Source organism: Ferruginibacter lapsinanis (genome assembly GCF_020783315.1).
Lineage (GTDB): Bacteria > Bacteroidota > Bacteroidia > Chitinophagales > Chitinophagaceae > Ferruginibacter > Ferruginibacter lapsinanis.
Genome location: NZ_CP086063.1, coordinates 1,017,491 through 1,044,374, shown reverse-complemented (window position 1 = coordinate 1,044,374; position 26,884 = coordinate 1,017,491). Strand labels below are relative to the sequence as shown.

Annotated in this window: 31 protein-coding genes and 1 tRNA gene; 20 read left to right on the top strand and 12 right to left on the bottom strand. The window is 34.6% G+C overall.

What is annotated here, in order from left to right; genetic code table 11:
* Positions 1-8: 8 nt before the first annotated feature.
* The 3 genes from LK994_RS04525 to LK994_RS04515 all read right to left on the bottom strand — a co-directional run bounded on the left by LK994_RS04525 (position 9) and on the right by LK994_RS04515 (position 3,459).
* On the bottom strand, positions 9-644 hold the full coding sequence (locus LK994_RS04525; protein WP_229761699.1) for a LysE family translocator: 636 nt from the start codon (positions 642-644) through the stop codon (positions 9-11).
* Positions 645-696: 52 nt separating this feature from the next.
* On the bottom strand, positions 697-1,203 hold the full coding sequence (locus tag LK994_RS04520; protein WP_229761698.1) for a DUF2480 family protein: 507 nt from the start codon (positions 1,201-1,203) through the stop codon (positions 697-699).
* A 117-nt stretch (positions 1,204-1,320) separates the two neighbouring features.
* Positions 1,321-3,459, bottom strand: coding sequence for a SurA N-terminal domain-containing protein (locus LK994_RS04515; RefSeq protein ID WP_229761697.1), 2,139 nt, complete (start codon positions 3,457-3,459; stop codon positions 1,321-1,323).
* 574 nt (positions 3,460-4,033) lie between these two features.
* On the opposite strand from LK994_RS04515, the gene nadA reads away from it, so the two are divergent.
* The 6 genes from nadA (at position 4,034) to LK994_RS04485 (ending at position 9,493) form a co-directional block, all read left to right on the top strand.
* Positions 4,034-5,038, top strand: coding sequence for a quinolinate synthase NadA (nadA, locus tag LK994_RS04510; protein WP_229761696.1), 1,005 nt, complete (start codon positions 4,034-4,036; stop codon positions 5,036-5,038).
* A gap of 14 nt (positions 5,039-5,052) precedes the next feature.
* Entirely contained in the window at positions 5,053-5,502 is a 450-nt protein-coding gene (locus LK994_RS04505) for a DUF1569 domain-containing protein (protein WP_229761695.1), read from the top strand.
* 64 nt (positions 5,503-5,566) lie between these two features.
* Entirely contained in the window at positions 5,567-6,406 is an 840-nt protein-coding gene (locus LK994_RS04500; protein WP_229761694.1) for a polysaccharide deacetylase family protein, read from the top strand.
* Positions 6,403-7,530, top strand: a complete 1,128-nt coding sequence (locus LK994_RS04495) for a hypothetical protein (RefSeq protein ID WP_229761693.1) — start codon at positions 6,403-6,405, stop codon at positions 7,528-7,530. Before LK994_RS04500 ends, LK994_RS04495 begins: the two co-directional genes overlap by 4 nt.
* Before the next feature lie 101 nt (positions 7,531-7,631).
* Positions 7,632-8,582, top strand: coding sequence for a ligand-gated ion channel (locus tag LK994_RS04490; protein ID WP_229761692.1), 951 nt, complete (start codon positions 7,632-7,634; stop codon positions 8,580-8,582).
* 80 nt (positions 8,583-8,662) lie between these two features.
* Positions 8,663-9,493, top strand: a complete 831-nt coding sequence (locus LK994_RS04485) for a dienelactone hydrolase family protein (protein WP_229761691.1) — start codon at positions 8,663-8,665, stop codon at positions 9,491-9,493.
* Here LK994_RS04485 and LK994_RS04480 read toward each other — a convergent pair whose 3' ends face one another.
* The 3 genes from LK994_RS04480 to LK994_RS04470 all read right to left on the bottom strand — a co-directional run bounded on the left by LK994_RS04480 (position 9,494) and on the right by LK994_RS04470 (position 12,809).
* Complete coding sequence (locus LK994_RS04480) at positions 9,494-10,645, bottom strand: methionine aminotransferase (RefSeq protein ID WP_229761690.1); 1,152 nt, start codon at positions 10,643-10,645, stop codon at positions 9,494-9,496.
* 106 nt (positions 10,646-10,751) lie between these two features.
* Positions 10,752-11,834 carry a mannose-1-phosphate guanylyltransferase gene (locus tag LK994_RS04475; RefSeq protein ID WP_229761689.1) on the bottom strand — a complete coding sequence of 361 codons (1,083 nt, stop codon included), beginning with the start codon at positions 11,832-11,834 and terminating at the stop codon, positions 10,752-10,754.
* Between the two features lie 9 nt (positions 11,835-11,843).
* Entirely contained in the window at positions 11,844-12,809 is a 966-nt protein-coding gene (locus LK994_RS04470) for a KpsF/GutQ family sugar-phosphate isomerase (protein ID WP_229761688.1), read from the bottom strand.
* 308 nt (positions 12,810-13,117) lie between these two features.
* Between LK994_RS04470 and recQ the strand changes: the two genes are divergently transcribed.
* The 8 genes from recQ to LK994_RS04430 all read left to right on the top strand — a co-directional run bounded on the left by recQ (position 13,118) and on the right by LK994_RS04430 (position 18,111).
* A complete protein-coding gene (recQ, locus tag LK994_RS04465) occupies positions 13,118-15,418 on the top strand; it encodes a DNA helicase RecQ (protein ID WP_229761687.1) in 2,301 nt (766 codons plus the stop codon).
* Positions 15,419-15,488: 70 nt separating this feature from the next.
* Positions 15,489-15,561 (top strand) — tRNA-Phe (locus LK994_RS04460).
* A gap of 408 nt (positions 15,562-15,969) precedes the next feature.
* The gene (locus LK994_RS04455; protein ID WP_229761686.1) at positions 15,970-16,170 is read left to right on the top strand and encodes a hypothetical protein; all 201 of its coding nucleotides are present in this window, start codon (positions 15,970-15,972) and stop codon (positions 16,168-16,170) included.
* A 12-nt stretch (positions 16,171-16,182) separates the two neighbouring features.
* Positions 16,183-16,566 (top strand): hypothetical protein, encoded by a 384-nt coding sequence (locus LK994_RS04450; RefSeq protein WP_229761685.1) that lies wholly within the window; start codon positions 16,183-16,185, stop codon positions 16,564-16,566.
* Positions 16,567-16,617: 51 nt separating this feature from the next.
* Positions 16,618-16,959, top strand: a complete 342-nt coding sequence (locus LK994_RS04445; RefSeq protein WP_229761684.1) for a hypothetical protein — start codon at positions 16,618-16,620, stop codon at positions 16,957-16,959.
* Positions 16,960-17,175: 216 nt separating this feature from the next.
* Positions 17,176-17,547: a phage holin family protein gene (locus LK994_RS04440; RefSeq protein WP_229761683.1), complete on the top strand. Its 372-nt coding sequence runs from the start codon at positions 17,176-17,178 to the stop codon at positions 17,545-17,547.
* A complete protein-coding gene (locus LK994_RS04435; RefSeq protein WP_229761682.1) occupies positions 17,531-17,821 on the top strand; it encodes a hypothetical protein in 291 nt (96 codons plus the stop codon). Before LK994_RS04440 ends, LK994_RS04435 begins: the two co-directional genes overlap by 17 nt.
* A 26-nt stretch (positions 17,822-17,847) precedes the next feature.
* A complete protein-coding gene (locus tag LK994_RS04430; RefSeq protein ID WP_229761681.1) occupies positions 17,848-18,111 on the top strand; it encodes a zinc ribbon domain-containing protein in 264 nt (87 codons plus the stop codon).
* Between the two features lie 157 nt (positions 18,112-18,268).
* On the opposite strand, the gene LK994_RS04425 is transcribed toward LK994_RS04430, so the two are convergent.
* The 3 genes from LK994_RS04425 to LK994_RS04415 form a co-directional block, all read right to left on the bottom strand.
* Complete coding sequence (locus LK994_RS04425; RefSeq protein ID WP_229761680.1) at positions 18,269-19,090, bottom strand: MBL fold metallo-hydrolase; 822 nt, start codon at positions 19,088-19,090, stop codon at positions 18,269-18,271.
* Between the two features lie 80 nt (positions 19,091-19,170).
* Entirely contained in the window at positions 19,171-19,395 is a 225-nt protein-coding gene (locus LK994_RS04420) for a hypothetical protein (RefSeq protein WP_229761679.1), read from the bottom strand.
* A 274-nt stretch (positions 19,396-19,669) separates the two neighbouring features.
* On the bottom strand, positions 19,670-20,089 hold the full coding sequence (locus LK994_RS04415; RefSeq protein WP_229761678.1) for a hypothetical protein: 420 nt from the start codon (positions 20,087-20,089) through the stop codon (positions 19,670-19,672).
* Positions 20,090-20,485: 396 nt separating this feature from the next.
* Here LK994_RS04415 and LK994_RS04410 point away from each other — a divergent pair, with 396 nt between their 5' ends.
* Positions 20,486-20,821: a DUF6370 family protein gene (locus LK994_RS04410; protein WP_229761677.1), complete on the top strand. Its 336-nt coding sequence runs from the start codon at positions 20,486-20,488 to the stop codon at positions 20,819-20,821.
* A 40-nt stretch (positions 20,822-20,861) separates the two neighbouring features.
* Complete coding sequence (locus tag LK994_RS04405; RefSeq protein ID WP_229761676.1) at positions 20,862-21,119, top strand: DUF1456 family protein; 258 nt, start codon at positions 20,862-20,864, stop codon at positions 21,117-21,119.
* 9 nt (positions 21,120-21,128) lie between these two features.
* Here the strand turns inward: LK994_RS04405 and LK994_RS04400 are convergent, their stop codons facing one another.
* The gene (locus tag LK994_RS04400) at positions 21,129-21,605 is read right to left on the bottom strand and encodes a hypothetical protein (protein ID WP_229761675.1); all 477 of its coding nucleotides are present in this window, start codon (positions 21,603-21,605) and stop codon (positions 21,129-21,131) included.
* A 165-nt stretch (positions 21,606-21,770) separates the two neighbouring features.
* Between LK994_RS04400 and LK994_RS04395 the strand changes: the two genes are divergently transcribed.
* Positions 21,771-22,739: a DUF6515 family protein gene (locus LK994_RS04395; RefSeq protein ID WP_229761674.1), complete on the top strand. Its 969-nt coding sequence runs from the start codon at positions 21,771-21,773 to the stop codon at positions 22,737-22,739.
* A 516-nt stretch (positions 22,740-23,255) separates the two neighbouring features.
* Here the strand turns inward: LK994_RS04395 and LK994_RS04390 are convergent.
* Entirely contained in the window at positions 23,256-23,879 is a 624-nt protein-coding gene (locus LK994_RS04390) for a 2OG-Fe(II) oxygenase (protein WP_229761673.1), read from the bottom strand.
* Positions 23,880-23,985: 106 nt separating this feature from the next.
* Here LK994_RS04390 and LK994_RS04385 point away from each other — a divergent pair, with 106 nt between their 5' ends.
* Both LK994_RS04385 and LK994_RS04380 read left to right on the top strand, forming a co-directional pair.
* A complete protein-coding gene (locus LK994_RS04385; protein ID WP_229761672.1) occupies positions 23,986-25,113 on the top strand; it encodes an acyltransferase family protein in 1,128 nt (375 codons plus the stop codon).
* A gap of 64 nt (positions 25,114-25,177) precedes the next feature.
* Positions 25,178-25,801, top strand: coding sequence for a hypothetical protein (locus LK994_RS04380; RefSeq protein WP_229761671.1), 624 nt, complete (start codon positions 25,178-25,180; stop codon positions 25,799-25,801).
* 6 nt (positions 25,802-25,807) lie between these two features.
* On the opposite strand, the gene LK994_RS04375 is transcribed toward LK994_RS04380, so the two are convergent.
* On the bottom strand, positions 25,808-26,254 hold the full coding sequence (locus LK994_RS04375) for a cold-shock protein (RefSeq protein ID WP_229761670.1): 447 nt from the start codon (positions 26,252-26,254) through the stop codon (positions 25,808-25,810).
* 251 nt (positions 26,255-26,505) lie between these two features.
* On the opposite strand from LK994_RS04375, the gene LK994_RS04370 reads away from it, so the two are divergent.
* Positions 26,506-26,865, top strand: a complete 360-nt coding sequence (locus LK994_RS04370; protein WP_229761669.1) for a hypothetical protein — start codon at positions 26,506-26,508, stop codon at positions 26,863-26,865.
* Positions 26,866-26,884: the final 19 nt, after the last annotated feature.

The following is a 26,884-nucleotide window of genomic DNA, read 5'->3' as shown; positions in this document are numbered from 1 at the left end:
AGAGATCGTTAGGCTTTAACTGCTGAGTAAATAACACCAATCAATAACACTACACCAAAAACAACTAACAGTAAACCGGATAGTTTATTGATCAATGAAATATTTTTATCAGTTAATTTATTACGCAGTTTTCCTGCCATGGTAACTTTCAAAATATCTGCACTCATATTCAATGCAAGACAGGTGGTAAATATGATAATCCGTTCTTTAACGGTATTTGAAATAGCAATAGTGGTGGCAGTAGTGAGCCAGAAAGCAATTACAGCAGGGTTTAATGTATTGATCAAAAAGCCAGAGGCAAATAATTTAGCATGAGTACTTTTGGTGATTTTAATAGCAGCCTCCTCTTCGCTACGTAATTTTAATTTCTTAAAAAAAAGGTAGAACACCCCCATCCCTATCAAAAACATACTACCAACAAAACCTATACTTTTTTTAAAATGAAGTAATTCAACCACAATCTCAGAGAAGGCATTACTTAAGATGACCCATAACAAATCACTTAACCAAACGCCTCCTACAAAACTAAAACCACCGTCTCTTCCATTATTAATACTTTGTTTGATGATGGTAAAAATTACCGGGCCAACAGAGAACACTAACAACAAACTGATCGCAAGGCCTTTTAATAATGCATCTAACATGTATAAAATTTATAGAATAATGAAGATAAAAAATAATGGTGAAGATACCCCATTACTTCTTTTTAAATATAGGCACGGTGCTACAAGGCTCTCCATACATGATACTTTTTACAACCGGCCGCAGTAATTTGGTAGCTTCCAGATAAGCTTGTTCTCCGATCGGTAATTCTCCACAACCTTTTATTACCACACGTTTATCTGTAAACTCACTTACATTGATTGTCCCAATTCTTTGAAATAAAATTTGTCTTTTTACCTCTTCCGCTGTGCCGTAAATGATTTCTGTGGCAACCGGCTGTAAATAAGTAGCCACCAACATATAAGCCCACATAGGAATTACCGCATCGGCACTACATGTTACAGCTACGATTTTATCGGCAAATACTGAAACGTCTAAACTCTTTAATGCCTCCCGAAAATCTTTTTCCTTTAGAATTAATCCCATAAATAAATAGTCCTTAAGATCAAAGACTGCTATTTCTTCTTTTGGATAATATTCTTCCAGATCAAGGGTAACCAAACCGCTTTCGCTTACCTTATTTACAAATACTTCTTCCATAATGCAAAATTACTATTTATACCAATGGTTTAGCCAGACATAATTTTCGAGAACAGAAATAAAAAAGCCGAACCAAACGGTCCGGCTTAATAGTGATTATATCACTTTTTGCTATAATTAGTTAAACTTACTTCTATCGTCTTTAATATCTGCTGTTTTCTTTAAACCTTCGTACCAGCCATAAGAAACTTGTTGACGAATTGATTGTACTCTACTTTTCGCTTGTTCAGCTGCCACTTCAGGCGCATCTGCAGGTTTTACGCCAGTACTATTTACCTTAATAACATACACACCATTGATACCAGCAATCGGGGCAGAAACTTTTGTTTGGTTTTCTTTATTAAATGAAGCTCCAATTAATTTAGGTTCCTGGCCAATGCCATTTATGATCTGTGCTCCAAAAGTTAATGTAGAGTCAGCTCCGGCTACAGCTATCTCTTTACCGTAAGCTGCAGCTGCAGCTTCTAATGTTGGAGTAGCGCCTATTTTTTTAATGATCTCTTCAGATTTTTTGATATTTCTAACCAGGCTTTCCACCATTGGTCTTGCCAGTTTTGCATCTGGTAAACCTTCTGGTTGCACTTTTGTAACAACCGCAACAATAAACTGATCGTTGATACTGAATGGCTCACTTACTTCACCTTCCTTAGCTTCAAAAGCCCATTTTATTAATTGTCTGGCTTCTTGTAAACCGCCTAATTGATAATCGTTTTCTTTAACCAAGGCCGATCCGTCTATTTTCTTCAATCCGTTCTTTGCAACATATGCATCTAAAGCTTTACTATTTCTTGCTTCACCAGAAAGTTTAGTGGCCTGAGCACTTGCTGCATTTACTGTTTCGTCGCTTGGAGAAATTTCTTTAGCCATATAAGCAATCTTATAAGAAATGGTTGGATTTTTCTTTTCCAATATTTCTATATAATGCCATCCGAAATTAGTTTTAACTGTCTTTTTGGTTTCGCCTTTTTCATTCAATAAAAACTCACCAAATTCTGGAGCAAACTGTTCTTTATTTTGAACGGTAGCCAGATCAAAAGTCATTACACCTTTATCTTTATGAGCAGCCTGGTCGGTAGAGAACTGAGCTTCCAACGCATCAAAACTAGCACCGGCTTTAATTGCATCAGCAATACTGTCAATGCGTTTTTTTGCTATGCTATCACTCAAAATTTCAGCACCAGTTTGTCTATCTGTAGTAGCAATTAATATGTGTCTGCATTTGATTGAGTCTGGCATTGATTTAACACCCACCATCTTCGCTAACACAAAATTGCTTCCATCTAGATAAGGGCCAAAAACTCCACCAACCGGCAATGCAGCTATAGAATCTTTTTGAGACATGGTCAATTTTGCTTTTGAAAGATAAGCGTCGTTATATTTAATTGCACTCATATTTCTGCCAACAAATGCTTTTGCATTTGTATCAGCAATAAATAAAGGTTTTAAAGTTTCTAAAGCAGCTACATTAGCAGCAGAATCAGCAGCACTGGGGTTTGCATCAAATGCAACATACGAAATTGATCTGCCAGCCTCTTGTTTATATAGTTTAGGATACTTCTTTACATAGTTCATAATATCCTCGTCCGTAACCTTTACAGCGCTATCGCTTATAACATTATATGGAATTGATACATAAGATATAGTAGCAAAAGTTTTATTTTCTGCTGCTTCTTTTTCTTTCATCCAGGTTGGATAGTAGGCCGACGCACTAATTAATGAGGTATATTTATTTAATAAGGTTTGAAATTTCATTGGCTCTACTATTTCCTGTTCAACAGCAACCATTTGTTCTCCTTTGTATTTTTTTGCCTGCTGCCACCATTGTTGAACTTTGGCAATATCATATTGTCCGGTTGTTTTATCAGTAAAAGCTTGTTTTAAAGCTTGTGGAGCTTCGTCGCTGAACATAATAGCACTCATTTCTTTAGAAGAAAAAACAAGTCCTAATTTTTCAAACTCGTCTCTTAATATTTTTTGGCCAACCATTTGGTCCCAAACGTTCTGACGAATCTGATATACCATATTACCGGTAACCCTGCCACCATACTGCTGATCTTCCAATTGTTTAACTTTAGTATTAAACTCGTCATAGGTAATAGCTTCACCATTGATCTTTCCAATAGCCGAAGAGTTAGATCCAAACATACGGCCTGTGCCTTGTTTAGCATCCATCAATATAAAACCAATTAAACTAAGGGCAATAACTCCAATTACTATGGCAGCGCCTTTATCACGGATATTCTGAATAATTTGCATAAACTATACTATATATATTAAAATGGAGGGCAAAAATAGGATAAATTAAGATATTATAATCTAAAATTTAATGATAGATATTTTATTACAAGTTAGGATAGATAAGCATTTTACAAAAAAAGAGGGACCAAAAACGGGATTATATTCATTTAACTAAATAAATCTATTCACACAAGGGTGTTTATAACATCTAAAACCTGTGCATAAATCAACTTTTAACAATTTCATTTGGTGGGTACTTGGGGTAAAATCAATGGGTAAGATATTCAATCATTGAAACTGTGTTAGTTAAAGGTAGTTTATCAGGTATCCACCTAACATCGAACTTAATCTATAGATCAAAAATATTATACCCACGATTTCTTACTAACCTATGTTAAGAAAATACACATACATTCACTAAAACTCTTATCACTCTACAAAAACATAAAAAATAACAATGTTAATTACTTGTGGATGATAGTTAATAAACTGATTAATTTAATTTTACAAAAAATCTAAAAAATTAGTTTCCACAAATTAACACCCCTAATAGTAGTAAGTTTATTTAAATAAAATAGTATTAATACATATTATGATAGATATTAACACCGTAAAATCAAAAATTGAATCCGTTGGATTTTTAGATGTTGACATTGATGTTTCAATTGATATATTTGCTGAAATAGAAAAATTAAAGAAAGAAAAAAATGCAATCGTACTGGCGCATTATTATCAGGAACCGGATATTCAGGATGTGGCCGATTTTATCGGAGATAGTCTTGGGTTGGCACAACAGGCTGAAAAGACACAAGCAGACATTATTGTTTTTGCCGGTGTGCACTTTATGGCAGAGACAGCTAAAATTCTAAATCCTGGAAAAAAAGTATTACTGCCGGATCTGAAGGCCGGCTGTTCATTAAGCGATAGTGCACCGCCTGAGTTGTTTAAAAAGTTTAAAGAAAAATATCCTGATCATTTGGTTATTACTTATATCAATTGTTCTGCAGGAATGAAAGCTTTGAGTGATATTATCTGCACCAGCAGTAATGCAGAAAAAATAATTGAGAGTTTACCTAAAGAGCAGAAAATAATTTTTGCGCCGGACAAAAATTTAGGAGCTTACCTGAATAAAAAAACCGGAAGAAATATGGTGCTTTGGAACGGCGCCTGTATGGTACATGAAATTTTTAGTTTGGAAAAAATTACCAAATTAAAAATAAGACATCCAAAAGCTAAGATAATTGCTCATCCTGAATGTGAAGAAGCTGTATTGACAGTAGCTGATTATATAGGTAGTACTACAGGTTTGTTAAAATACTCTCAGCAAAGTGATGCCACAGAATTTATTGTGGTAACAGAGACAGGGATACTGCATCAAATGCAGAAAAATAGTCCACATAAGACTTTTATACCGGCACCACCCAATAATAGCTGTGCTTGTAACGATTGTCCGCACATGAAATTAAATACACTTGAAAAACTGTATTTATGTATGAAGTACGAACTGCCTGAAATAATAATGGACGAACAATTACGTCTGGCCGCAAAAAAGCCTATAGATAGAATGCTGGAAATAAGTAAACAATATGGTTTGTAACTAAAATACTTTTTATGAAAAATCTGTTTGACGCAGAAACGTACAATGGAATTATTGATCGTATAAATAAGTTAACTCCTCAAACACAGAGAAAATGGGGAAAGATGGATGTAGCACAAATGTTGGCACATTGTATAGAAGCATTTAAAGTACCGGTTTCTGAAAAAGAATTACCCAGAATGTTTATAGGAAGATTGATAGGATGGATGATGAAAAGTAAGTTATACGATGAGTCGCCGTGGAAAAGAAACTTGCCCACAGCACCAGATTTTATTATTAAAAATAAACGTGACTTTGATATTGAAAAGAAGGATTTATTATCAATAATGGAAATATTTTATAAAAAAAACGCTGCGGGTATTGGAGATAGGGTACATCCTTTTTTCGGAAAATTTACTGCGGAGCAATGGGGAAAGAGTATGTATAAACACCTGAATCATCATTTGGAACAATTTGGAGTGTAATAATGTGATCATAGTATTATATGATTTGATAGACATTTATCAATAACTTTAATCAAAACAATAATTGAAAATAGAAGAGATCAAAACATATAAAGATTACGCAATTGGCGAAAGTTTTTTTAATAGATCAAGGGGTTTATTAAGAAAAGCTGTTTTGTATGCCAAAGCTTTTAATAGTGATATTAATAAAACAAACGATTGGGTAAGGTTTCCATATTATCATCATGTTTTTGATGATGAAAAAAAAGGCTTTGAAAGACAGTTAAAATATCTTAAAAATTATGGAGAATTTATTTCTATTGACAAAGCCTGTGAATTAATAAACGGAAGGGAGCCAATTGATGGTAGATTTTTTTGTGTAAGTTTTGATGATGGTTTTTATAACTGCTATTCAAATATGATGGAAATTACTTCCCATCTTGATATCCCGGTGATTATATATTTACCAACAAATAGCATAGGGTTAGATATAAATAATGAAGCAGATATTGAAGAGTTGAAAAAAAACAACCTAAAGAATCCAAAAATCATATCATTCTTAAATTGGGATAATTGTAAAGAAATGCTTTCTCAAAAAATTTCTTTTGGATCTCATACCTGCAACCATGCTAATTTATCAAAATTAAACTATCAAGAGATAGAGAAAGAATTACGAGAGTCGAAATTGATGATCGAATCCAAATTAAATATTAATTGCGATCATTTTGCTTGTCCATGGGGTAGAACCGGTATTGATTTTAACCCCGAAATAACCACAGAAATTGCTAAAAAAACAGGATATACTTCATTTGCAACAACCAACAGAGGAAAAATGCAAAAGGGAGATAATTTATATCTGATAAAACGTGATCATATAATTGCAAATTGGGAAAACTTTCAACTAAAATATTTTTTTAGCAGATGATAGATATAAATGAAATTAAAATAAGACTGGCAAAACGTGAGGATGCTGTTGCTGTTTCGGATCTATTAAACAGGCTTGGATTAAATTTACCTAACAAGAACGAAATAGAAAAAATAAATACTCATTGGAATAGATTGTGGGATAATAATCCATATTATCAACAATTTGATGAAGATGTTTTGTATGGGTGGGTAATGGAACATAACAATACTATAGTTGGTTTTTTTGGTTGCTTTCCAAGAGTATATTATTACAACAAAAAAATTTTTCCGATAGCCATTGCAAGTCAATGGGGTGTAGAAAAGGAATACAGGACATTTACCCATCTGCTGTGTGATATATTTTTTAATCATCATCCTATTTCTACCAAACTTGTAACAACAGCAATAAAGCCTACCGGTAGGATATTTGAAAAATATAATGGAAAAAGAGTACCAGATCCCGACCTGGAGACAGTTTATATGGTGCCTATTAATTTACTTAAACTAATAACGCATAAGTATAAAGAAAAGCTGGATAATAATAGTATTTTGAAATTTGCTTTTAAAGCGGCAAATTTTTTACTTCCCTGGAAACTGCAGTATAAATTAATTGCAAAAAACAAGCGACTTAAAGAAGTTGACGTGAACACACTTTCAGTTGACTTTGATAAGTTTTGGGAAAGATATCTGCAGTCAAGCAAAGGACTTATAGCATCCCGAAGTTCAAATATTTTAAAATGGTATTATACTGGCGGAAGCAGAGGGCTTACAAAAAAGGTTTTTATATACATGTCAGAAACTGATGAGATAATTGGCTATGCTTCTATAATTGATGAACCGGTGATAGAAAATAAAGAATTAAAGAGATATAAAATAATTGACCTATTAGCAGAAAACGAAAAAGTAAAACAAAAAATCATTAAAGAACTTGTAAGATATTCTTGTGAACAAAAAATGGATATTTTAGAATTTCATCTTCCCGGAACAATCAAAAAAAACGACATACCTGTATTTACGTTAAAACGTAATGTTCCTCAGTTTCCGGTATTTTTTCAAACATCTGATACAGAAATGAATAAGATCCTGCAGGAAAAAAATGTCTGGCAAATTTTACCTTTTGATGGAGATACTTGTTTAGGATAAATTACATGTAAATTTTTCATACGATAGTTAGATAAACAATCCCTTGTAGGTTAATTTTATAGGATGTATATTTATACGTCTTTTCATCAAAAAAACAGAAATTGAAACATACACTTTTACTAGTTGTAGGCTTAATATTTACCACTTCAATTTTTGCTCAAAAAAATGTACCCGATACTGTTAGTACCGGTATTTATATTACCAGTATACATGATATAGACTTTAAACAAAAAGAATACACTATTAAGTTTTGGTTATGGCTGAAGTATAAAAATAAAGACTTTGATTTTTTGCAAAACCTGGAGGTACCACAGGCAAAATCTGTTGATAAATCTTTTTCAACAATCGATACTTCTAACGGAAGGGTGTATATTTTAATGAAATTAGACTGTGTGATGAAAGACTCCTGGAAGATCAATAATTTTCCCTTCGACAGGCAAAAACTGAGACTTTCAATAGAAAATTCGCAGTTTGATTCGAAGTCCCTTGTTTTTGTAGCAGACACTCTTGGTAAGCATTTTGATCCTCGTTTTACATTAAGGGGCTGGACCATAGACAGCTTTGATATTTCCACAGGTATTAAAGCTTATGAGACAACTTTTGGAGACGAGAGTGTTGATACTCCACACACCGAGTATAGCACATTTAAGGTAAAGGTTGGTATCAAACGTGATGCTATGGGATTATTCTGGAAAATGTTCCTGGGTATGTATGTTGCCTTTCTGATTGCCTATGTGTGTTTTTATATACATGCAGATGGTATTGACTCCCGTTTTGGATTAAGTGTAGGAGCCCTGTTTGCTGTAATAGGAAACAAGTATATTATTGACTCTTCATTGCCGGAGTCTGTTTCCTTTACGCTCGTTGATACATTACATGGAATTACGTTACTGTTTATTTTATTAGTGGTGTCTGCAACTGCACTGTCATTAAAAATGGTTAAAAAGAATAAGATCAATCAGGCACATAAGTTTGATATAACTACGGCACAAATTTTATTGTTTATCTATGTTGCATTGAATATGTATTTTATTTTGCAGGCTAATGGCTAATATTTACGGTAAAAAAATTCGAACATTTTTATCTATTGGTCGTTATATGAGATAGATCTCAACATAAAAAAAGGTATATTATGAAACGTATCAATGTTTTACTTATAATTTCCGTTACAATAAGTTTATTATTTATAGCTTGTAATAATCAGCCAAAATCAGCAACACAAAAAGAAGCAGCTGTATTAAAAGAAGAGAATACCACTTATGCCGGAGATAGTATTACCATGAATGCTTTTGTGGTTTATGATGAAAATATTAAAGGCAAACGTCCTGCTGTTTTAGTTGTGCCTGAATGGTGGGGAATGAACGAATATGTAAAAAGAAGAGCCAGAGAGTTGGCAAAACTGGGTTATATAGCCATGGCTATTGATTTGTATGGTAATGGTAAATTATTAGAAACACCAGACAGTGCCGGCGCTTATGCAGGGCAATTATATAAAGCACCCCAAAAAGCAAAGATCAGGATTGAAGCAGCAATCGATAAACTAAAAACATACGAACAGACTGATGCTGCAAATGTAGCAGGTATAGGATATTGTTTTGGTGGAGGTATGCTATTGAATGTAGCAAGACTAGGTACAAACATAAAAGGAATTGTCAGTTTTCATGGAAGTTTAATAGGTACACCGGCAAATAAAGATTTACTGAAAGCTAAAATTCTTGTTTGCCATGGAAGCGCTGATTCCTCTGTGCGTAAGGAGCAGGCGGATCTGTTTAAAAAACAAATGGATTCTATTGGCGCAAATTCTACTTTTAAAGAATATGCCGGGGCAACACACGCCTTCAGTAATCCGGATGCAACGGCCACAGGTGAAAAATTTAAAATGCCGATCAGGTATAATGCAGCAGCAGATACTGCATCATGGAATGATATGAAAATATTTTTTGAGGATCTGTTTAAAAGATGATTATAGCTTAATTAATCTTTCAACCGCTTTATACAGCGTGTCTTCTCTTTTGGCAAAACAAAAGCGAACCACGCTGTTTTCGTTTTCATTTTTATAAAATGCTGATGTAGGAATAGTTGCCACACCATATTCTTTCGTTAATCGGATGGCAAAATCTTTTTCCTTTTCTTCGCTGATATTTTTATAACTATATAATTGAAAATAACTACCATGAGAAACCAGCGGAATGAATTTGGTTTGGCTCATCAGTTGCTGAAAATAATCTCTCTTTTGTTGTAAAAAATTACCCAGTTGCAGATAAGCATCTTTCTGATCAAGATAATTGGCCAGGGCAAATTGCATTGGGCTGTTACAGCTAAAGCAATTGAACTGATGCACTTTCCTGAATTCATTCATTAGGGTTGGAGGTGCGATACAATACCCTAATTTCCATCCGGTGCAATGATATGTTTTACCAAAAGAAAAACAAACAAAACTTCTTTCCAACAGATCAGGATAACGCAAAATACTTTCGTGCAGAAGACCATCAAAAATAAGGTGTTCATACACTTCATCGCTGATAATAAAAATATTAGTGTCCTTAACAATATGCTGTAATTGCAACATATCATTTTTGCTCAACACACTACCGGTAGGGTTATGAGGAGAGTTAATGATAATGGCTTTTGTTCTTTTGGAGATCTTTTGTTTTACCATTTCCCAATCAATACTATAATCAGGATAAACAAGTGGAATTAAAACAGGAACAGCTTTATTTATTTCAATATTGGGAATATAGCTATCATATGCAGGTTCAAAAACAATAACTTCATCACCAGGTTGCAAAATGGTAGTGAGTGCTGTATAAATGGCGTAGGTGCCACCCGGGGTAACTGTAATTGCTGTATCAGGATCAATATTGGCAGTATAAAGACCTGCAACTTTTTCCGCTATTCTTTGTCTCAACAAAGGCAATCCATTCATATGCACATATTGATTATTGCCCTTGTGCATAGCCCTGTTTACCAGTGCGATCAATTCTTCACTCATCATAAAATCCGGAAACCCCTGGCCCAGATTAATAGCGCCGTGTTCAGCTGCCAGAGAACTCATTAACGTAAATATAGTAGTGCCTATATTAGGAAGTTTGCTGTTAATTATCTGCTGTTTCAAATTAAAAATTATTTATTACCAAAAGTACAATTATACAGGTGCTGCAGTAAAATATTTTATATCGATATAAAAAAACCCTTCGTTTTACGAAGGGTTAGCAAACCAATTATAAAAATTTATCGCCTTTATTTCTTTTTACCTCGGCAACATATTCTTTTATCTCCTGTTCTTTATCTTTTTTACAGATGAGTAATACATCTTTTGTATCTACCACAATAAAATCATCTAACCCCTGTATCAGTACAAGCTTTTTATTATCGGCGTGTACCATATTTTTTGTAGCATCTATGATCATTACATTATGGCCGGCAACAGCGTTGTCTAAATAATCTTTTTCTAAATTATCATAAGCACTAGCCCATGTACCCAGGTCGCTCCAACCAAAAGAAGAAGGGATAATATATACATTATCTGCTTTTTCCATTACACCATAATCGATAGAGATATTTACACATTGCGGATAAATACGTTCGATGGCGGCCTTTTCTCCAGATGTACTGAAATTACTTTTTTCTGCGTCAAACACTTCATGCATTTCCGGCAAAAATTTTTCAAAAGCTGCCAGAATATTTTTAACCTGCCAAACAAAAATACCTGCGTTCCATAAAAAATCTCCACTGGCAATAAATGTTTCAGCTAAGGCTTTGTCTGGTTTTTCTGTAAAAGTTTTTACTTTATACACATTATCACTTACAGACTGTTGCTCGTATTGTATATAGCCATATCCGGTATTAGGATGTGTTGGTTTAATACCAAGTGTTACCAGTGCTTTAATATGTGCGGTAAAATGCAAAGCATCGGTACATATTTTTTTAAACCCTTCGGGTTCAAGAATAATATGATCGGCCGGCGCACATATTAAATTAGCTTCCGGATTCATTTGGATGAGTTTATAAGAAATATAAGCAACGCATGGAGCTGTATTTTTTCTAGATGGCTCACATAAAATATTTTCAGCCGGCAATTCGGGTAACTGTTGTGCAACAATGTCTCTGTATTGTTCAGACGTAACTACATAAATATTTTCTACAGGAATAAATAAAGCGAATCGATCGAAGGTTCCCTGTATTAAAGTTCTGCCCGTATTTAAAATATCTAAAAATTGTTTGGGAAAATTTGTTCTGCTCATTGGCCAAAACCTGCTTCCAATACCCCCAGCCATTATGGCTACATAATTATTTTTGTTCATACTCATAAATTATAAAATGCCTTCTCTAACCAGATCCTGTAAATGTATAATACCAAGGTAAGCAGTATTTTCAACTACTATAAGTTGGTTGATGCCTTTTGTTCTCATAATACTCATTGCATCCGAAGCCAATACATCTGCGTCCACTGTTTGTGGATTAACAGTCATAATATCTTTTGCTTTAAGTGTATCAAAGCTATTTGTTTTAGACAACATCCTGCGTAGATCTCCATCAGTAATAATCCCTGCAATAGAATTATCATTTCCCAATACTACTGTTGCCCCTAATCGATTTTTTGTAATTTCAATAATAACCTCACTGATAGAAGCATTTTCAGCAACTACAGGTTTTTCGTTCTGCGAACTCAGGTCGTCAACTCTCAGGTAGAGTTTTTTTCCTAATGCACCACCAGGGTGAAATTTTGCAAAATCGGTTGAATTGAATTCTTTCATTTCCATCAGGCAAACAGCCAGCGTATCACCCATTACCATTTGGGCAGTAGTACTTGTAGTTGGCGCTAAATTATTAGGACATGCCTCCTGTTCAACAGTTGTATTCAACAAAATATCACTTTGCCCCGCCAGAAAAGAATCTGTATTCCCCACCATTCCGATCAATAAATTACCAAAGCTTTTTATCAGCGGTACCAAAGCTTTTATTTCTGGACTGTTACCACTTTTACTGATCAATAGTACAATATCATCCGGTTGTACCATACCCAGATCTCCATGAATGGCATCAGCACCATGCATGAATATGGCCGGCGTTCCGGTGCTATTAAAGGTTGCGGTTATCTTTTGTGCTATAACAGCACTTTTACCTACACCACTTATCACCACCCGGCCCTTAGAAGAAAAAATAGCGGTGAGCGCATTTTCAAAATCTTTATTGATAAATGCCTTTAAACCAAGTATAGAGTCTGCTTCTAACTGAATGGTTGCTAATGCGGTTTTTAATATAGCTGTGTTGTTCATTTTTCAGCCGCAAACCTACTTTAATTACCCGACAACACAAAGCCTGCATTTTTAATTAAATGATAAGCGGTTTTGTACACAAAACCGGTCTTTTCACTCAATCGGCGGTAGTAAAATGGCCAAATGCAGAATTCGCCAAAAGGCTTTGACTTTCAGAAATTAATGATTATCTTAAAGCGTAGTTAAATAAACCAGCAATTTGTAAGTAAGGTCCAGTTAAGTTAACTTTACAACCCTTAAAGAGTTTGTATGAGTTTCAGACTACGTCAGATAACACAAAATCAACTATTTACATTAATAAACTCAGTGTGAAGGAAAAGAAAGCCATGGCGACAGCAAAAACAAAATCCGGTATTGCAAAATCTGCTACCAAAAAACCAGCAAAAAGCATAACAGCTATCAGTAAGACCAAAAATCTCAATTTAACCGCCCAATTACAGGATTATTTTGGATTTAATGCATTTAAAGACCCCCAGGAAGATATTATTAAACATCTTTTAGGCGGCAATGATACATTTGTAATTATGCCCACAGGTGGCGGAAAAAGCTTATGCTATCAATTGCCGGCGATTATTAGTGAAGGTTGTGCCATTATTGTTTCGCCGCTGATCGCTTTAATGAAAAACCAGGTTGATCTGGTAAGAAGTTATAGCAGTAAAGATGATGTAGCTCATTTTTTAAACAGTACATTAAATAAAGGACAGCAAAAGATAGTTAAAGATGACCTTACCTCCGGTAAAACAAAAATGCTGTATGTAGCACCGGAAACATTGACCAAAGAAGAGAATATAGAGTTTTTTAAAGACCTGAATGTTTCTTTTTTTGCAGTAGATGAAGCCCATTGTATCAGTGAGTGGGGGCATGATTTTAGACCAGAGTACAGAAGACTGAGAGAAATGATGGAGCTGATCAGCAAGGATGCTCCCATGATTGCACTAACGGCAACAGCTACCCCAAAAGTGCAAAGCGACATTTTACGTAATCTTGGTTTACGCAATCCTAAAGTATTTATTTCTTCTTTTAACAGAGCTAATTTATACTACGAGATTTTACCAAAAGTAAAAAAGGATCAAACAGCTAAAAGTATTGTTCGCTTTATCTCACAAAACAAAGGCAAGAGTGGGATCATCTATACACTCAACAGAAAAACGACAGAAGAATTAGCGGATATGCTGATGGCCAACGGCATTAAAGCAGTAGCGTATCATGCAGGCCTGGATTCTAAATTAAGAGCAGAAAGACAAGATCTTTTTTTAAATGAAGATGTGCAGGTGATCGTTGCTACCATAGCGTTTGGTATGGGTATAGATAAGCCGGATATTCGTTTTGTAATACATTATAATATACCCAAATCAATAGAAAATTATTACCAGGAAACAGGCCGTGCCGGCAGAGATGGTATGGAAGGAAAATGCATCCTATATTATTCACATAAAGATGTTGCTAAGTTAGAACATCTGATGAGAGATAAGCCTTTAAGCGAAAGAGAAGTAGGCGCTCAATTGATCAATGAAACCGTTGCCTACTCTGAAAGTTCTGTTTGCAGAAGAAAAATTTTATTGAACTATTTTGGTGAAGAGTATGATACCAAACAGTGTAATAAAATGTGCGACAACTGTAATAATCCTAAAGAATTGATAGAAGCAAAAACAGAAGCGAATATCGTTTTAAAAATCATTAAAGGGTTGGATGAACAGTTTACGATGGAATACCTGATGCATATTATAAAAGGTAAACCTAATCCGCAGGTAAAAATGTTCAGGCATGAAGAAAGAGATTTTTTTGGTGCAGGAAAAGATAAAGACGAACATTTCTGGAATTCATTGATGCGACAAATGTTGCTGGAAAGATTATTGCAAAAAGATATTGAGGAGTATGGCGTATTAAAAATTACCCCAAAAGGGCAGGCTTTTTTAAAGAAACCAACATCTTTTAAAATTGCATTGAACAACTTATTTGAAGGAGCAGATGCGGATGATGATGAAGGAAGCCCGGCGGCAACAACCGGAGGAGCTGCCGATGAAAAATTACTGGAAATGTTGAAAGAGCTTCGTAAAAAAGTTGCTAAGGAGAAAAACCTGCCTCCATTTGTTATTTTCCTTGAAGGAAGTTTGGAAGATATGGCAACACTATATCCTACCACTATAGAAGAATTGGAAAAATGCCAGGGTGTAAGTAAAGGAAAAGCAGTACGCTATGGTAAAAAGTTTGTTGATCTGATAGCTACTTATGTAGAAGAGAATGACATTGAACGTCCGGATGATTTTGTAATGAAAGGAGTAGTAAACAGAAACAATAATAAAATTTTCATTATACAAAACGTAGATAAAAAGATACCACTTGAAACCATTGCTAAAACCAAGGACCTGCGTATTGATGAATTGTTGGAAGAAATGGAGACCATTGTAGCCAGTGGCACCAAGCTCAACCTGGATTATGCCATTGATGAATTGGTGGATGAATATGAGCAGGAAGAGATCATAGATTATTTTAAAGCCTGCGAAACCAGCAGTCTGCAATTAGCGCAGGAAGAGCTTGCTGATAGTGGCTTTAACTGGGAGCAACTTAAAATAATGCGTATCAAGTTTTTGTGCGTATATGGTAATTAGCAGAATATTTTCTTACTAAAATTGAATATTTGAGCAATATTCCCTTATTTTTGCAGCCCCGAAAGGGAACGGTGCGGTAGCTCAGTTGGTAGAGCAAAGGACTGAAAATCCTTGTGTCGCCGGTTCAATCCCGGCCCACACCACAAGTAAGAAGCTCAGAATATACGTTTGGCGTAAATTCTGAGCTTTTTTATGCCCGGAGATAACCCCGACTAGGCCTGCTGGCAGGCCGTAGCGTTCGATAAAATAATTTCGATCACCTTCCAATAACCCTCATTGTGGCACTCGTTCAAATTAAAACATGTTAACTTATTTAAGTAGATACAAGTTGATTAAGGTCGATTTTCTTTTTATGCATGTTCAATTATATACTTAAACGATGTGGCATATTCGTTAAATAAATATCAGGCTCTTATCGGATTATAACCTGTGAATGTTGCAACTCTTTTCCCTAATTGTGTAATACTAATCAATGTAAGAGTATACAACTTTACAACAGAAATAGATTTTAATGCTGAGTCATTTAATGCAGAAATAAATAACCCCATTGTATGAACACAGAAAAACAACTTACTGAAACGATCTTAAAAACAACTATGATGATAAATGAAAAATATCCGGAATTATCAAAATACATAACGGAGATGCCAGTAACAGTGCCCGATGAAGAGAGCCCGGAAATTACAATTAAGAATTTACAGGACTACTCCGATTCATTAAATAATTTAATAAAAAAATATTCTGCAACTTAATATGTTACTACAATGACACCCAAAAAATTTTTAGGTATTTGTTTGGATCATGCATTAGCTCATTTAATGGAGTTAACAACAGGCCCGATGGAAACGAAAACTATCGAATCAAAGTTTACAAATGAAGAAAAAGAAATCACGCTAAACAAAAGTGAAAAAGGAATGCATAATAAAGAACAACACCTTAATTCAACCTACTATAAGGAGTTGTGTAACATTATCAAAAACTATACAGATGTTATTCTCTTTGGTCCGACAAACGCCAAAAATGAATTAATGAATATTTTAAAAGAGGATCATTTTTTTGATACGATCAAAATTGAAATAGCACAAGCAGATAAAATGACAGAAAATCAACAACACACTTTTGTTAAAGAATATTTTTCAAAACATTAATATTTAACGGTAACAATTTTTTCTACAATCAATCCAAATAAAACTAATAGTATGAGCCAGGCAGCAAACAATTTTGGAAATGGAATTTATTTAATGGGACACACTCCTATACCATTCAGTGAAGATATTTATGATAAAAGTATCGAACAGACTGAAGTAGATTCCGAAAATATTTCTCAAAAAAAAGCGCCAAATGAAAACAATGAAATTATCACAAACACAGGTGAAGGAGATAACGAAGGTTCGGTCACTGATTTAGATGTACCCGGATCTGAACAGGACGACGAGCAAGAAGCAATTGGAAGTGAGGATGAAGAAAATAATTATTACAGCATAGGAGGAGATAATCATAACGACTTGGAGGAAGAGGCATCAGACGCTGTTATAATTTAATAAATTCTTATGAGGATTGGGCAATAATCTAATTTCTATTAAAGCCAGTAAGTATTACAGATCTAATATTTGTGGTTCTTTTTTATTCCTGCTATAAGGATAGCCGATCAAATATCTACCTCCCAAAAATTAACCACAATCAATCAAAAAACTGACTAATGTCATTCTTGTACTAACAGGTGCTGTATACTTTTATATGCACAATAGCAACTAGCAATGGAACAGGTATTTACGAAGGTTGAAGAGTTGGCTGACCATGTGAAAGAGTATGTGAATAATCATATAACATCGGTAAAACTATCTGTAGCAGAAAAAAGTTCTGCAGTGATAGCCGCAGCCATCACGATAATTGTACTATTAGTGGGATGTATGTTTTTCATTACATTAATAAGCATTGCCCTTGCATTTGCATTTGCAAAACTAACAGGTGAATATTATTGGGGTTTTTTAATTGTAGCCGGAATTTATTTACTCATTGGTGTGTTCATCTGGAAAGCCAGAGAAAAAATCATCCGGTTACCTATCATGAATGCCATGCTGAAAAAATTATTTAAAGAAGAAGAGAACGAAAGTGGAAAAGATCAATAGCATACAAGAATTAAAAAATAAAAAAGAACAATTAGCACAACGAAAAATTGAGCTGGAAAAAGCTATTAAATATGATTGGCGGGATGTAAAAGAAGCAGCGGCGCCTGTAAAAATTGCGGGGCAAATGATTTCGAAGCTATTTAGTAAAAAAGAGAAAGAAGAAAAGAGTACACTCTTTGCAGATGGCGTATCATCCATTCTCTCAGTTTTTGCAGGAAAAATGGTTGATAAAGCTGGAGCCATGATGGGCAAATGGTTTACGAAAACTAAATAAGAGTTCTAATTTTTAAAATCTTAATCATGCAACCTACATTATACTGTCAAAGCTGTACAATGCCCATTGATAATATCGAAGACAGAGGTACAGAAAAAGACGGTTCAAAAAGCAATGATTATTGTAAATATTGTTATCAGAAGGGCGCATTTAAAAAGCCTGATGAAACACTCGAACAAATGCAGTCAACAATTACTTCACAAATGCAAAAGATGAATTTTCCAAAAGACATATTAAAGAGGTCATTGGATATGCTGCCGCATTTAAAGCGCTGGCAAAAAAGCATATAACAAAAAGTATATGAGATCGTAAATGTAGATTTCTGATACCTGTTAGCGAATACAAGTAATAAATAGTTGGTTTACGTTTGTTTATATATGGAGTTGATCAACCATTCGGAAGATCAACTTTTTTTATTACTAGCGTATAATTTCTTAAAATACAGCTTTAACTGAATAAACCAAGTTGCATAGGTTTTGAAGAGATAATATGTTCGGCTTTTTCATTACCGGTAATGGTAATTACATCTGTAGCCTGGTAACGGGATGCAACAATAATATTTGTGTCACCGGCATGTTTTTTAAACAGCTCTTCTGCAAGTTGTGGTGAATTATTGTCTTTCGATAAATGTGATAATAACAAATGCGTCATAAAAGACGGCCGATGTTCTATAAACAGCTCTAACGCTTCTTTGTTAGATAAATGCCCCTGTCCTCCTCTTATCCTGTTTTTTAAATAGATTGGGTAACCTCCATTTTCCAGTAATGTTTCATCATAATTAGCTTCTAAAAAAACAGCATGGCATTGTTTGAAATACCGGATCACTTGTTTGCAAACAGTGCCAATATCGGTAAATACGCCAACAGTTATTTCATTGTGTCGTATAATAAAACTATGTGGGTCGGCGGCATCATGTTGTTTGGTAAAACCGGTGATTTCTAAATTACCAACAGTAACAGGTTGATCAGCAATAAATGGTTTAGAAAGATGTTTGATCAATCGGGGACCATTTTTTGCAGTTGCATCTGTAATGTAAACAGGCACACTGTATTTATGTGCTAAAGTAGAAACACCTTTAATGTGATCTGTATGTTCATGCGATACGAAAATGGCCTTTATTGTTTTTAAGGAAAGCCCTAATTGCTTCATACGGATTTCTGTCTCCCTGCAGGAGATACCAACATCTATCAATACAGCATCTGTTGCATTACCAACGTAATAACAATTACCATTGCTGCCTGAGTTCAATGAGGTGATATGAAGTGCCATTCAGGCAAAGAAAATCAAAAAAAAGCAAACAAAAGCAATTGCCTTTGTTACATACTTTTAAAATACATCAACAAACCGGATCAGGGTTTAATAGAAACATCAACCTTCTTTGTTTCAACCTGCACTCCTTTTTTATCCAAAATTACTGTTGTTGATTTTGCAGGAGGATCTTTTACAATGATGGTTTGTGTTGGTGGAGCCGGCGTGGCAGGAATAACGATCACATCTTTGTTAGTTTCTTTTGGATCATTTGTACAGGCCATTGCTACAACAGCCAGCGACAAAAAAGCAATTACTTTTTTCATAAATAAAATTAAACGGTTAAGTGCTGCATTTTGTTGAAGTACATTTTGTACCATGTAGCTTTCAGTATGAAGTCAAATACCATACCTCAAGCACTTAATTAACGTAACTGCAGGTTTACCGCCGTATTATATGTTATGAAGAAAACAGATAAGCATTTTTCTACCATACTGGTGTGTAAAATATTCCTCATGCATAGTTAACCACCGCAACAGAAATATATAATACAACATGAATTACCGGATCATTATATCTTCCGGCAATTCATGTTATACTTTATTTTACTGCAACAAGGTCATATCCTTTAGATGAAGCCTCATTAACATTAAAAGTATAAGTAACTACTTTGTTAGTAGAAACATTTCTTACTTCAATGGTGATTTGTTCATCTTCGTTATCAGATCCACTTTCATTAATGAACTGATATTTGCGAAGCAGTGTTTTGCTTGTACCTTTTAATTTTTCAAAATAAATGGTGTTTTCTTTGTTTTTGATAGTAATAGCAAATGTTTCAACCTGCTCATTACTAAAAGACAATTGAAATACAGGTGCATTGTTTGCCGTTCCTACGTATTTCACTGCTACGGGAATAAAATCTTTTCCTGCTTCAGCTTTTACGTTGTTAGCTGCCGTTAGCGAAAATATAAGTGCAAAGGCAACTATTAATGTGCGATGTGTGTTTTTTAACGTTTTCATAATCTTAATTTTTAAATGTTAGAAAAAAAGTCCTCTTCATTTTCATAACAACAAGTTCTCGGTAAGTACGTACAAATAATTTTTTTCTAAGCAGGCAATGGTAGGTAAACGCCTTTGTGAGTAATTTATAAACGGGTCACATTGGATTGATAAAGCAAAAGTACAGCGGCTTCAGACGCCCTGCAAATCAAAATAAGAGTCGTTTCATTGCGGTTAAAAAGTTAAAAAAATTTTAAAAGCCTTTATGGATAAGGGTTTTGTGTAATTATAAATATGATGTCCAAACATCGTATTTGATTATATATCCCCTTGTCAGAAGTGTCTTTTAGGGTTAAAAAGAAGATATCCCTTTAATAAATCTTAATTTTAATAATTATTCATACGTCAATATTTTTTATGAGATCAATTGGTTGCGTTATTATTTGCATTTTATTTTTTCAAAATATAAAAGCACAAAATGATCGGGTAAATATTTCGTTACCTGATACAACAAAAAAAATTGAAATAGTAGAAGTTTCTTGTGGGCAATGTCAATTTCATTTGCCTGGCAAGGGATGTAATTTGGCAGTTCGTATAAATAAGAAAGCTTATTTTGTTGACGGAACGAATATCGACGATCATGGAGACGCACATGCAAAAGAAGGTTTTTGTAATGCTATCAGAAAAGCGGCAGTACAGGGAAAGATTGTTAATCACCGATATAAAGTAACCTACTTTAAATTAATAGAATAATAAAAAAGTAAACCTACTTTTATCCTATAAAAAATAATATATGCTAAGCAACAATGATATTCTGAAAAAACTACGTGTGGCGCTGTCTTTAAGAAATGATGATATAATTGAGATCCTGGCATTGGTTGATTTTGAGATCAGTAAAGGAGCGCTCGGAGATATTTTTAGAAATGCTGATCACCCTGGTTATGTAGAAGCAGGAGATCAGATCCTTCGTAATTTTTTAAATGGGTTGATTATTTACAAACGCGGTAGACTTACCGAGCCCAAACCAAATACAGATAGAGATATTGATTAGATCTTTTTCTTACTCACTCAGCTTTTTTATTTCTTTCAAATAATCGTATTGCAGGTCTTCGTGCATTGTGGCTACCGCTTTGTTTATTTTCTTCAATTGATTTTGATAAATATTATTAATGACGGGATTGTTATTGATAGTACTACCTAAATTTTTTACTGACGCACAAAAGTAGATCAGTAATTCAGTTTCTACCGTGGCCGAACTGCTGTACCGAATAAATTTATTGGTGATGCGTAAAATTTTACGCAGTGTTTTTTTTACAAAGTATACATTACTTTTATTGATTATCTCAAATTCTCCGTCCATTTCTTTCTTTACACTTTGGATATAAGCGTCCGTATCATGTGCTTCAAAAAGCAAATATGTAAGCAGCTCTTTATTCTCTTTTTTAAAACGGGCAAGTCGCAGGCAAAGCTCCGTTACCTGTGTAGGCGATATATTCAATAACTCTTGTTTCAGTTCGCTGATAGTGGCTGCTTTCATCCTGCTAAAATACAGATTAGGGATGAGTTGACTCCGGTACTATTATCATCCTTTTAACAAATGTTATTGTTATGTGAAAACAGTCCTTTTGGTAAGATTATTGTACTATTTAATAGTCTATTCTTAAAAGAATTATGAATTTTTTTTACAATTAAAAAAAACCAGATGAAAACAAGTAATTTATTTATAACCTCTGCTATAAGCAGGCGTTATGCAACTGCAGTAACAGTTGCACTTTTGTCGAGTTGGTTGTTTGCCGGCTCTGCAATTGCCCAGAGAGATCGAGGCAGAGAAAGAAATGCAACAGTACGGGAAACTACCCCGAGACAGAACCAGGTAAGGGAAATGCCGCCACGTATCAGACAAAATAATGATGTGGTGATCAATAGGGGTAACAATAATCCTTCTAGAGATTTTAACCGTGGGCAGAACAATGTTAATTTTGATAGAAATAATAATCGTGGAATTAACAATACACCTGCTCCCGAAAGAAATGTTAATAGGGATATAAGTCGTGACAGAAATATCGATCGTAATACAGACAGGATCCCACAAACAAATCGTCCGGCAACAAACAATAACTTTAACAGACCCGGCAACAATAATTATAATAACAGACCTGTTATAGGCACCCGGGACAGGCCGGCTTATCGTCCTGAGTACAGGTATGATCGAAGACCAATATATAGTCCATATAACCCCGGCTGGAGATATGATTATCTGCCAAGGCGTAACAGCTATTTTTACAGTCTGCCTTCAACCTATATCAATATTAATTTTGGCGGCTTTGGCTACCATTATTGGGATGGAGTTTTTTATCGACCATATAACAATTTGTTTATTGTATGTGCTCCACCGATAGGTATTTATATTAATGTATTGCCGGTAGGTTACAGAAGAATATATGTGCGTAATTACCCTTATTATTATTTTAATGGCACTTACTACGATCAAAGAGGGGCTAATTATTTTGTCGTATCACCCCCTTTGGGTGCGATAGTAGAAAGCTTACCGGAAGGATATCAAACAGTAGTAATTGATGGCGAAACATATTATACAATAGATGGAGCCCAATATAAGCCTGTTATACAACAGAACGGAGAGATCTGGTATGAAGTGATCAAAGCAAATTAAAAAAGTTAGCGTATATGTGAATGAACCGGAAAGGGATTACCCTTTCCGGTTTTTTATTACTTGTAAAACAAAAAACCCTCATTACTGAAGGCTTTTTATTGGTAAACAGGGTTTAAGGTAGTTTCTTTTTATCACTACTTGGTCAATTTTCATGGATACGGATCTGGATATTGTTTGGTTTGGATAGTTGGATAATTGACAATACAAAGATCGGTTTGATTCAAAGGATTAAATGTCATTAAAACAATGCGATTGGGGTAGAAATTATACTATTTACCGGCAATTTGTAAAATAAAAAACCCTCATTGCTGAAGGTTTTTCTTAGAACAGGATTTTGGTAGTCTCATTTTCTACTACATCGTCAATTTTCAAGGATTTGGATTATTGCGTTGTTTTCATTTGGATAGTTGGATAATTGACAATACAAATATCGGCTTGGAACAAAAGAAAAAATGTAATAAAAATGATGAGATTGTTGTAGAAATTGTTCGACATTGTTTGAGGAAGAATTTCTGTTTAATGTATTTTCAACCACCCGGTAATACTCAGTCTGGGCTTATTGGTGATCATAACTTCGTGAGGAAGTTCATTGCTTTTGAAGAAAACTATTTTTCCGTTTTCTGGAGATATGTCTTGAAAACTATCACTATGGTGTATACGCAATTTTCCGCCGTCTTCATCCTGCCAGTTATCATTAAGATATAGTATCATTGAATATTGCCTGCTGTCATTATTTCGAAACTGGTCCAGATGTTTTTTATAAAAACTTCCCGGTTCGTACATAGTATAATGAAATTCATATCCTGTAATACCAGTGTAACAGGTACTGTTTAAAAAGGAAACAAAATTATCCATCAACTCAAAAAATTCATTCTCATACTGGTTATTATGCTTACGGTCTAACCAATAAATAATATCACTTCTCATTAATTTATTATGTACTACAGTGGTATCATTCCCGGTTCCGGCTTGCTGCAGTTGTTTTTCATTATAGAGTTTGATCAGGTTCTCTTTTAGATTACCGGCAAGCATGGCAGGTAAAAAATTTTCTGCCACCCCCACTTTATTATCAATAAAACTATCTACGAGTGTATTAAAACTATCTTTCAATAAAAATGATTGGGAAGCTGAATTTGGCAATTTGCCGGTGTTGAGGTGAAGGTAGCTGTTATTGCCGTTTATCTTCTTTTTATTACAATAGATAATAATTTATTTAAATATCTGGTTGATAGTTGTTATCATTGATATGTCAATCGATCGTATGTTATCTGCATTCAATTCACAAAAATTCAGATTTTGGGCTTTTGTATCTATGGTGCTATTGGTTTTTGTACATGGGTACAATCTCGATTTGAATTATTTACAACCCTGGACACTTCCGGGAGAACCGCTATCATTCACCACTTTTACAGAATACTGGCTGGCGAATGGATTATTTCGTTTCCGTATACCCATGCTGTTTATCATCTCTGGTTACTTATTTGCCATGGGAGATAGTAAACCTTATAAAGAAAGAACTGGCAAACGGGTAAAAACATTACTTTATCCTTACCTGATATGGAGTGCCATAGCATTGATACTGACCTATGTATTGGAATTTTTTTATTTCGGTAAAAATATAATCATCGCAACACGTATGATGCAAATAGATAACACCAGAACATTGTTGCATCAATATCACTGGTATGAGGTATTGGCACGATGGATCTTTTTTCCTGCCAGTTATCAGTTGTGGTTTATTCGGGTGTTGTTTTTTTATAACCTGGCGTATCCGGCGTTGCGTTGGTGTGTAACGCATCGTATTGCAAAATGGATATTCTTCTCCTTTGCAGTTTTAGCCTGGTTGGCCACTGTTGGTATTGTGTTTGTGGAAGGAGAAGGACTGTTATTTTTCTCCCTTGGTATCTGGATGCAGAAAACCAATTTTGATATTGATAAACCCGGAAAATGGTTACAACCGGTATATTGGTTTATTGTTTTTGTTGCGCTTTCTGTGGTAAAAACACTGCTAGCTTTTTTGCCGCATTTTAATGGCATAGAACACATTTTATTGCTTTGCCATAAAATAGTTGTTATAAGCGGATTGATCGTTGCCTGGTACGGAGGCAATGCTATGGTGAAATACTGCATGGGCAAGGCCTGGTTTGTACAGCTGACCGCATTCTCATTTATGATATATGTGCTGCATGCGCCGCTTGTTCTATATGCAACCAAAGCCATTTTCTTATATATAGATCATTATCCGGGGTACAGGCTCGTTACTTTCATTGTATTGCCATTATGTATCATAATATTTTCCATAGGTTTCGGGTATCTGTTACGGAGGTACCTTCCTGCAATTTATAGTATTGTAACCGGAGGAAGAGGGCTTTGACTAATAGGCAGAATACCCTGGTAGTGGTATTGTAAAACATATTGATAAGGAGTAACTTTATTACATGAAACAAGTGTTCTCTATCCCTGTCATTTTGCGATGTTTTTGTTGGATGGTGATCTTTGGGAATGGTCAAAATCTTTTTGCACAATCTCCTTCATTGTCTGTTGAACTTACGATGGATTCTATCAAAAGAGATTTTACAAATTATAAGATAGAGATGAAGATATGTGAGCCAAAAGTGAAAACCAATAATACAGACTGGTTCAACCATGATACGTCTAGAATCATTTTTGATTCGTTAAAAGCGGCAGATATTATGTGTGATAATTATTTTGAAAGCGGAGAAGGTATAAAAGAGCTCTCTGATAAGATAGCCTTTCAAAAATACAATAGCTTCAGATACAGTAACCAGCTATTTGCCTGGGAAAAAATACTGATTTATAAGATTGCCAACTACTCATCAAGAGCCTGGTATCCGGAAATGTACATAGTATTGCCAATAAGGTATAAATCCTTCGTTACAAAAATTAACCTTACCAGTCTTGTGTTTGAGTCCGGTAAGGTTATATATCTTGATGGAAAAAATGCGGTGCAAACTTCCGATGCATTGAATATATCCTATTCATTAAAAGATGAAAAGGGTATAGATGCGAATGAATTTTTACAGAAAGAACTATTGAACTAAGTGATATTACTTTAACAGTTTCACATTAGTAGCGCTGGCACCCTTTGGTCCCATCTCTACTTCAAAAGTCACCATATTATTTTCTTTGATAGCTTCTGATAATGCATTTATATGAACAAAAACACTTTCTTGTGTTTCTGTATCTTTTATAAAGCCATATCCTTTAGCATCATTAAAAAATGTAACTACGCCTTTTCTGATAAGGTCTTCGGGGTTAGTTGGTTCGTGTTTAGGTACACCAATCTGAATATCTTCTACATTAACAACTATCTTCTTTCTCGGATCTGGAGGTTTAGAGGTAAAATTGCCATTTTCATCAAGGTACATAAGCATACTCTCCAGACTTGTGTCGCCACTGCTGTTTTCTTTACGCTCTTGTTTCTTTTCAGCTTTTTCTTTGCGTTCTTGCTTTTTTTTCTTTTCTCTTTCCTTTTTATTCCAGGTTTCCGCCATAGTGCTTTTCTCTTTTTGTTTTAAATAGTTCCATTAATCGGAACAATGAAGTTGTTGTAAAAAACCTGTTGAAAAAAGTGCTAATTGTTTCGGCAGATTCGGTTAAAGGTACACTAAAAAATCCCGTTAACCATAACAAGCTTTTGAATGGTGTGTTTTAGCGCATTTTGCTGATGAAAATCATTGATTCAAAATCTTTTTTGCCTGTAATTTGTATTGTGGGGTGTTTTAATAAAATAGCGTCGCTTTTTTTGATAGCCATTTATCTGGTATCAGCAAATCCATGTAAGGAATTGATGAAATTACCTTTGTTGGTAGCGCATTTCTATGACCATAAGGAAGAAGATAATAAAACTAAACTCATCGCTTTTCTAATTCAGCATTACTACACCGAAAACGGAACAGACAACGATGCAAACGAAGACAATAAGTTACCATTCAAGTCAGTGGAAAATATTACTTCAGCACCAGTATACTTATTACCAGCTTTTCAGTCGAGCATTTTTTTTACTGCTATTCAGGTAAAAGATATGGGATTCTTTATACGAAATGATTCATTTATTCATTCACAATATCTGGCTGCTATCTGGCAACCTCCCCGTTATTGTTGATCTTTTATAGAACGATATT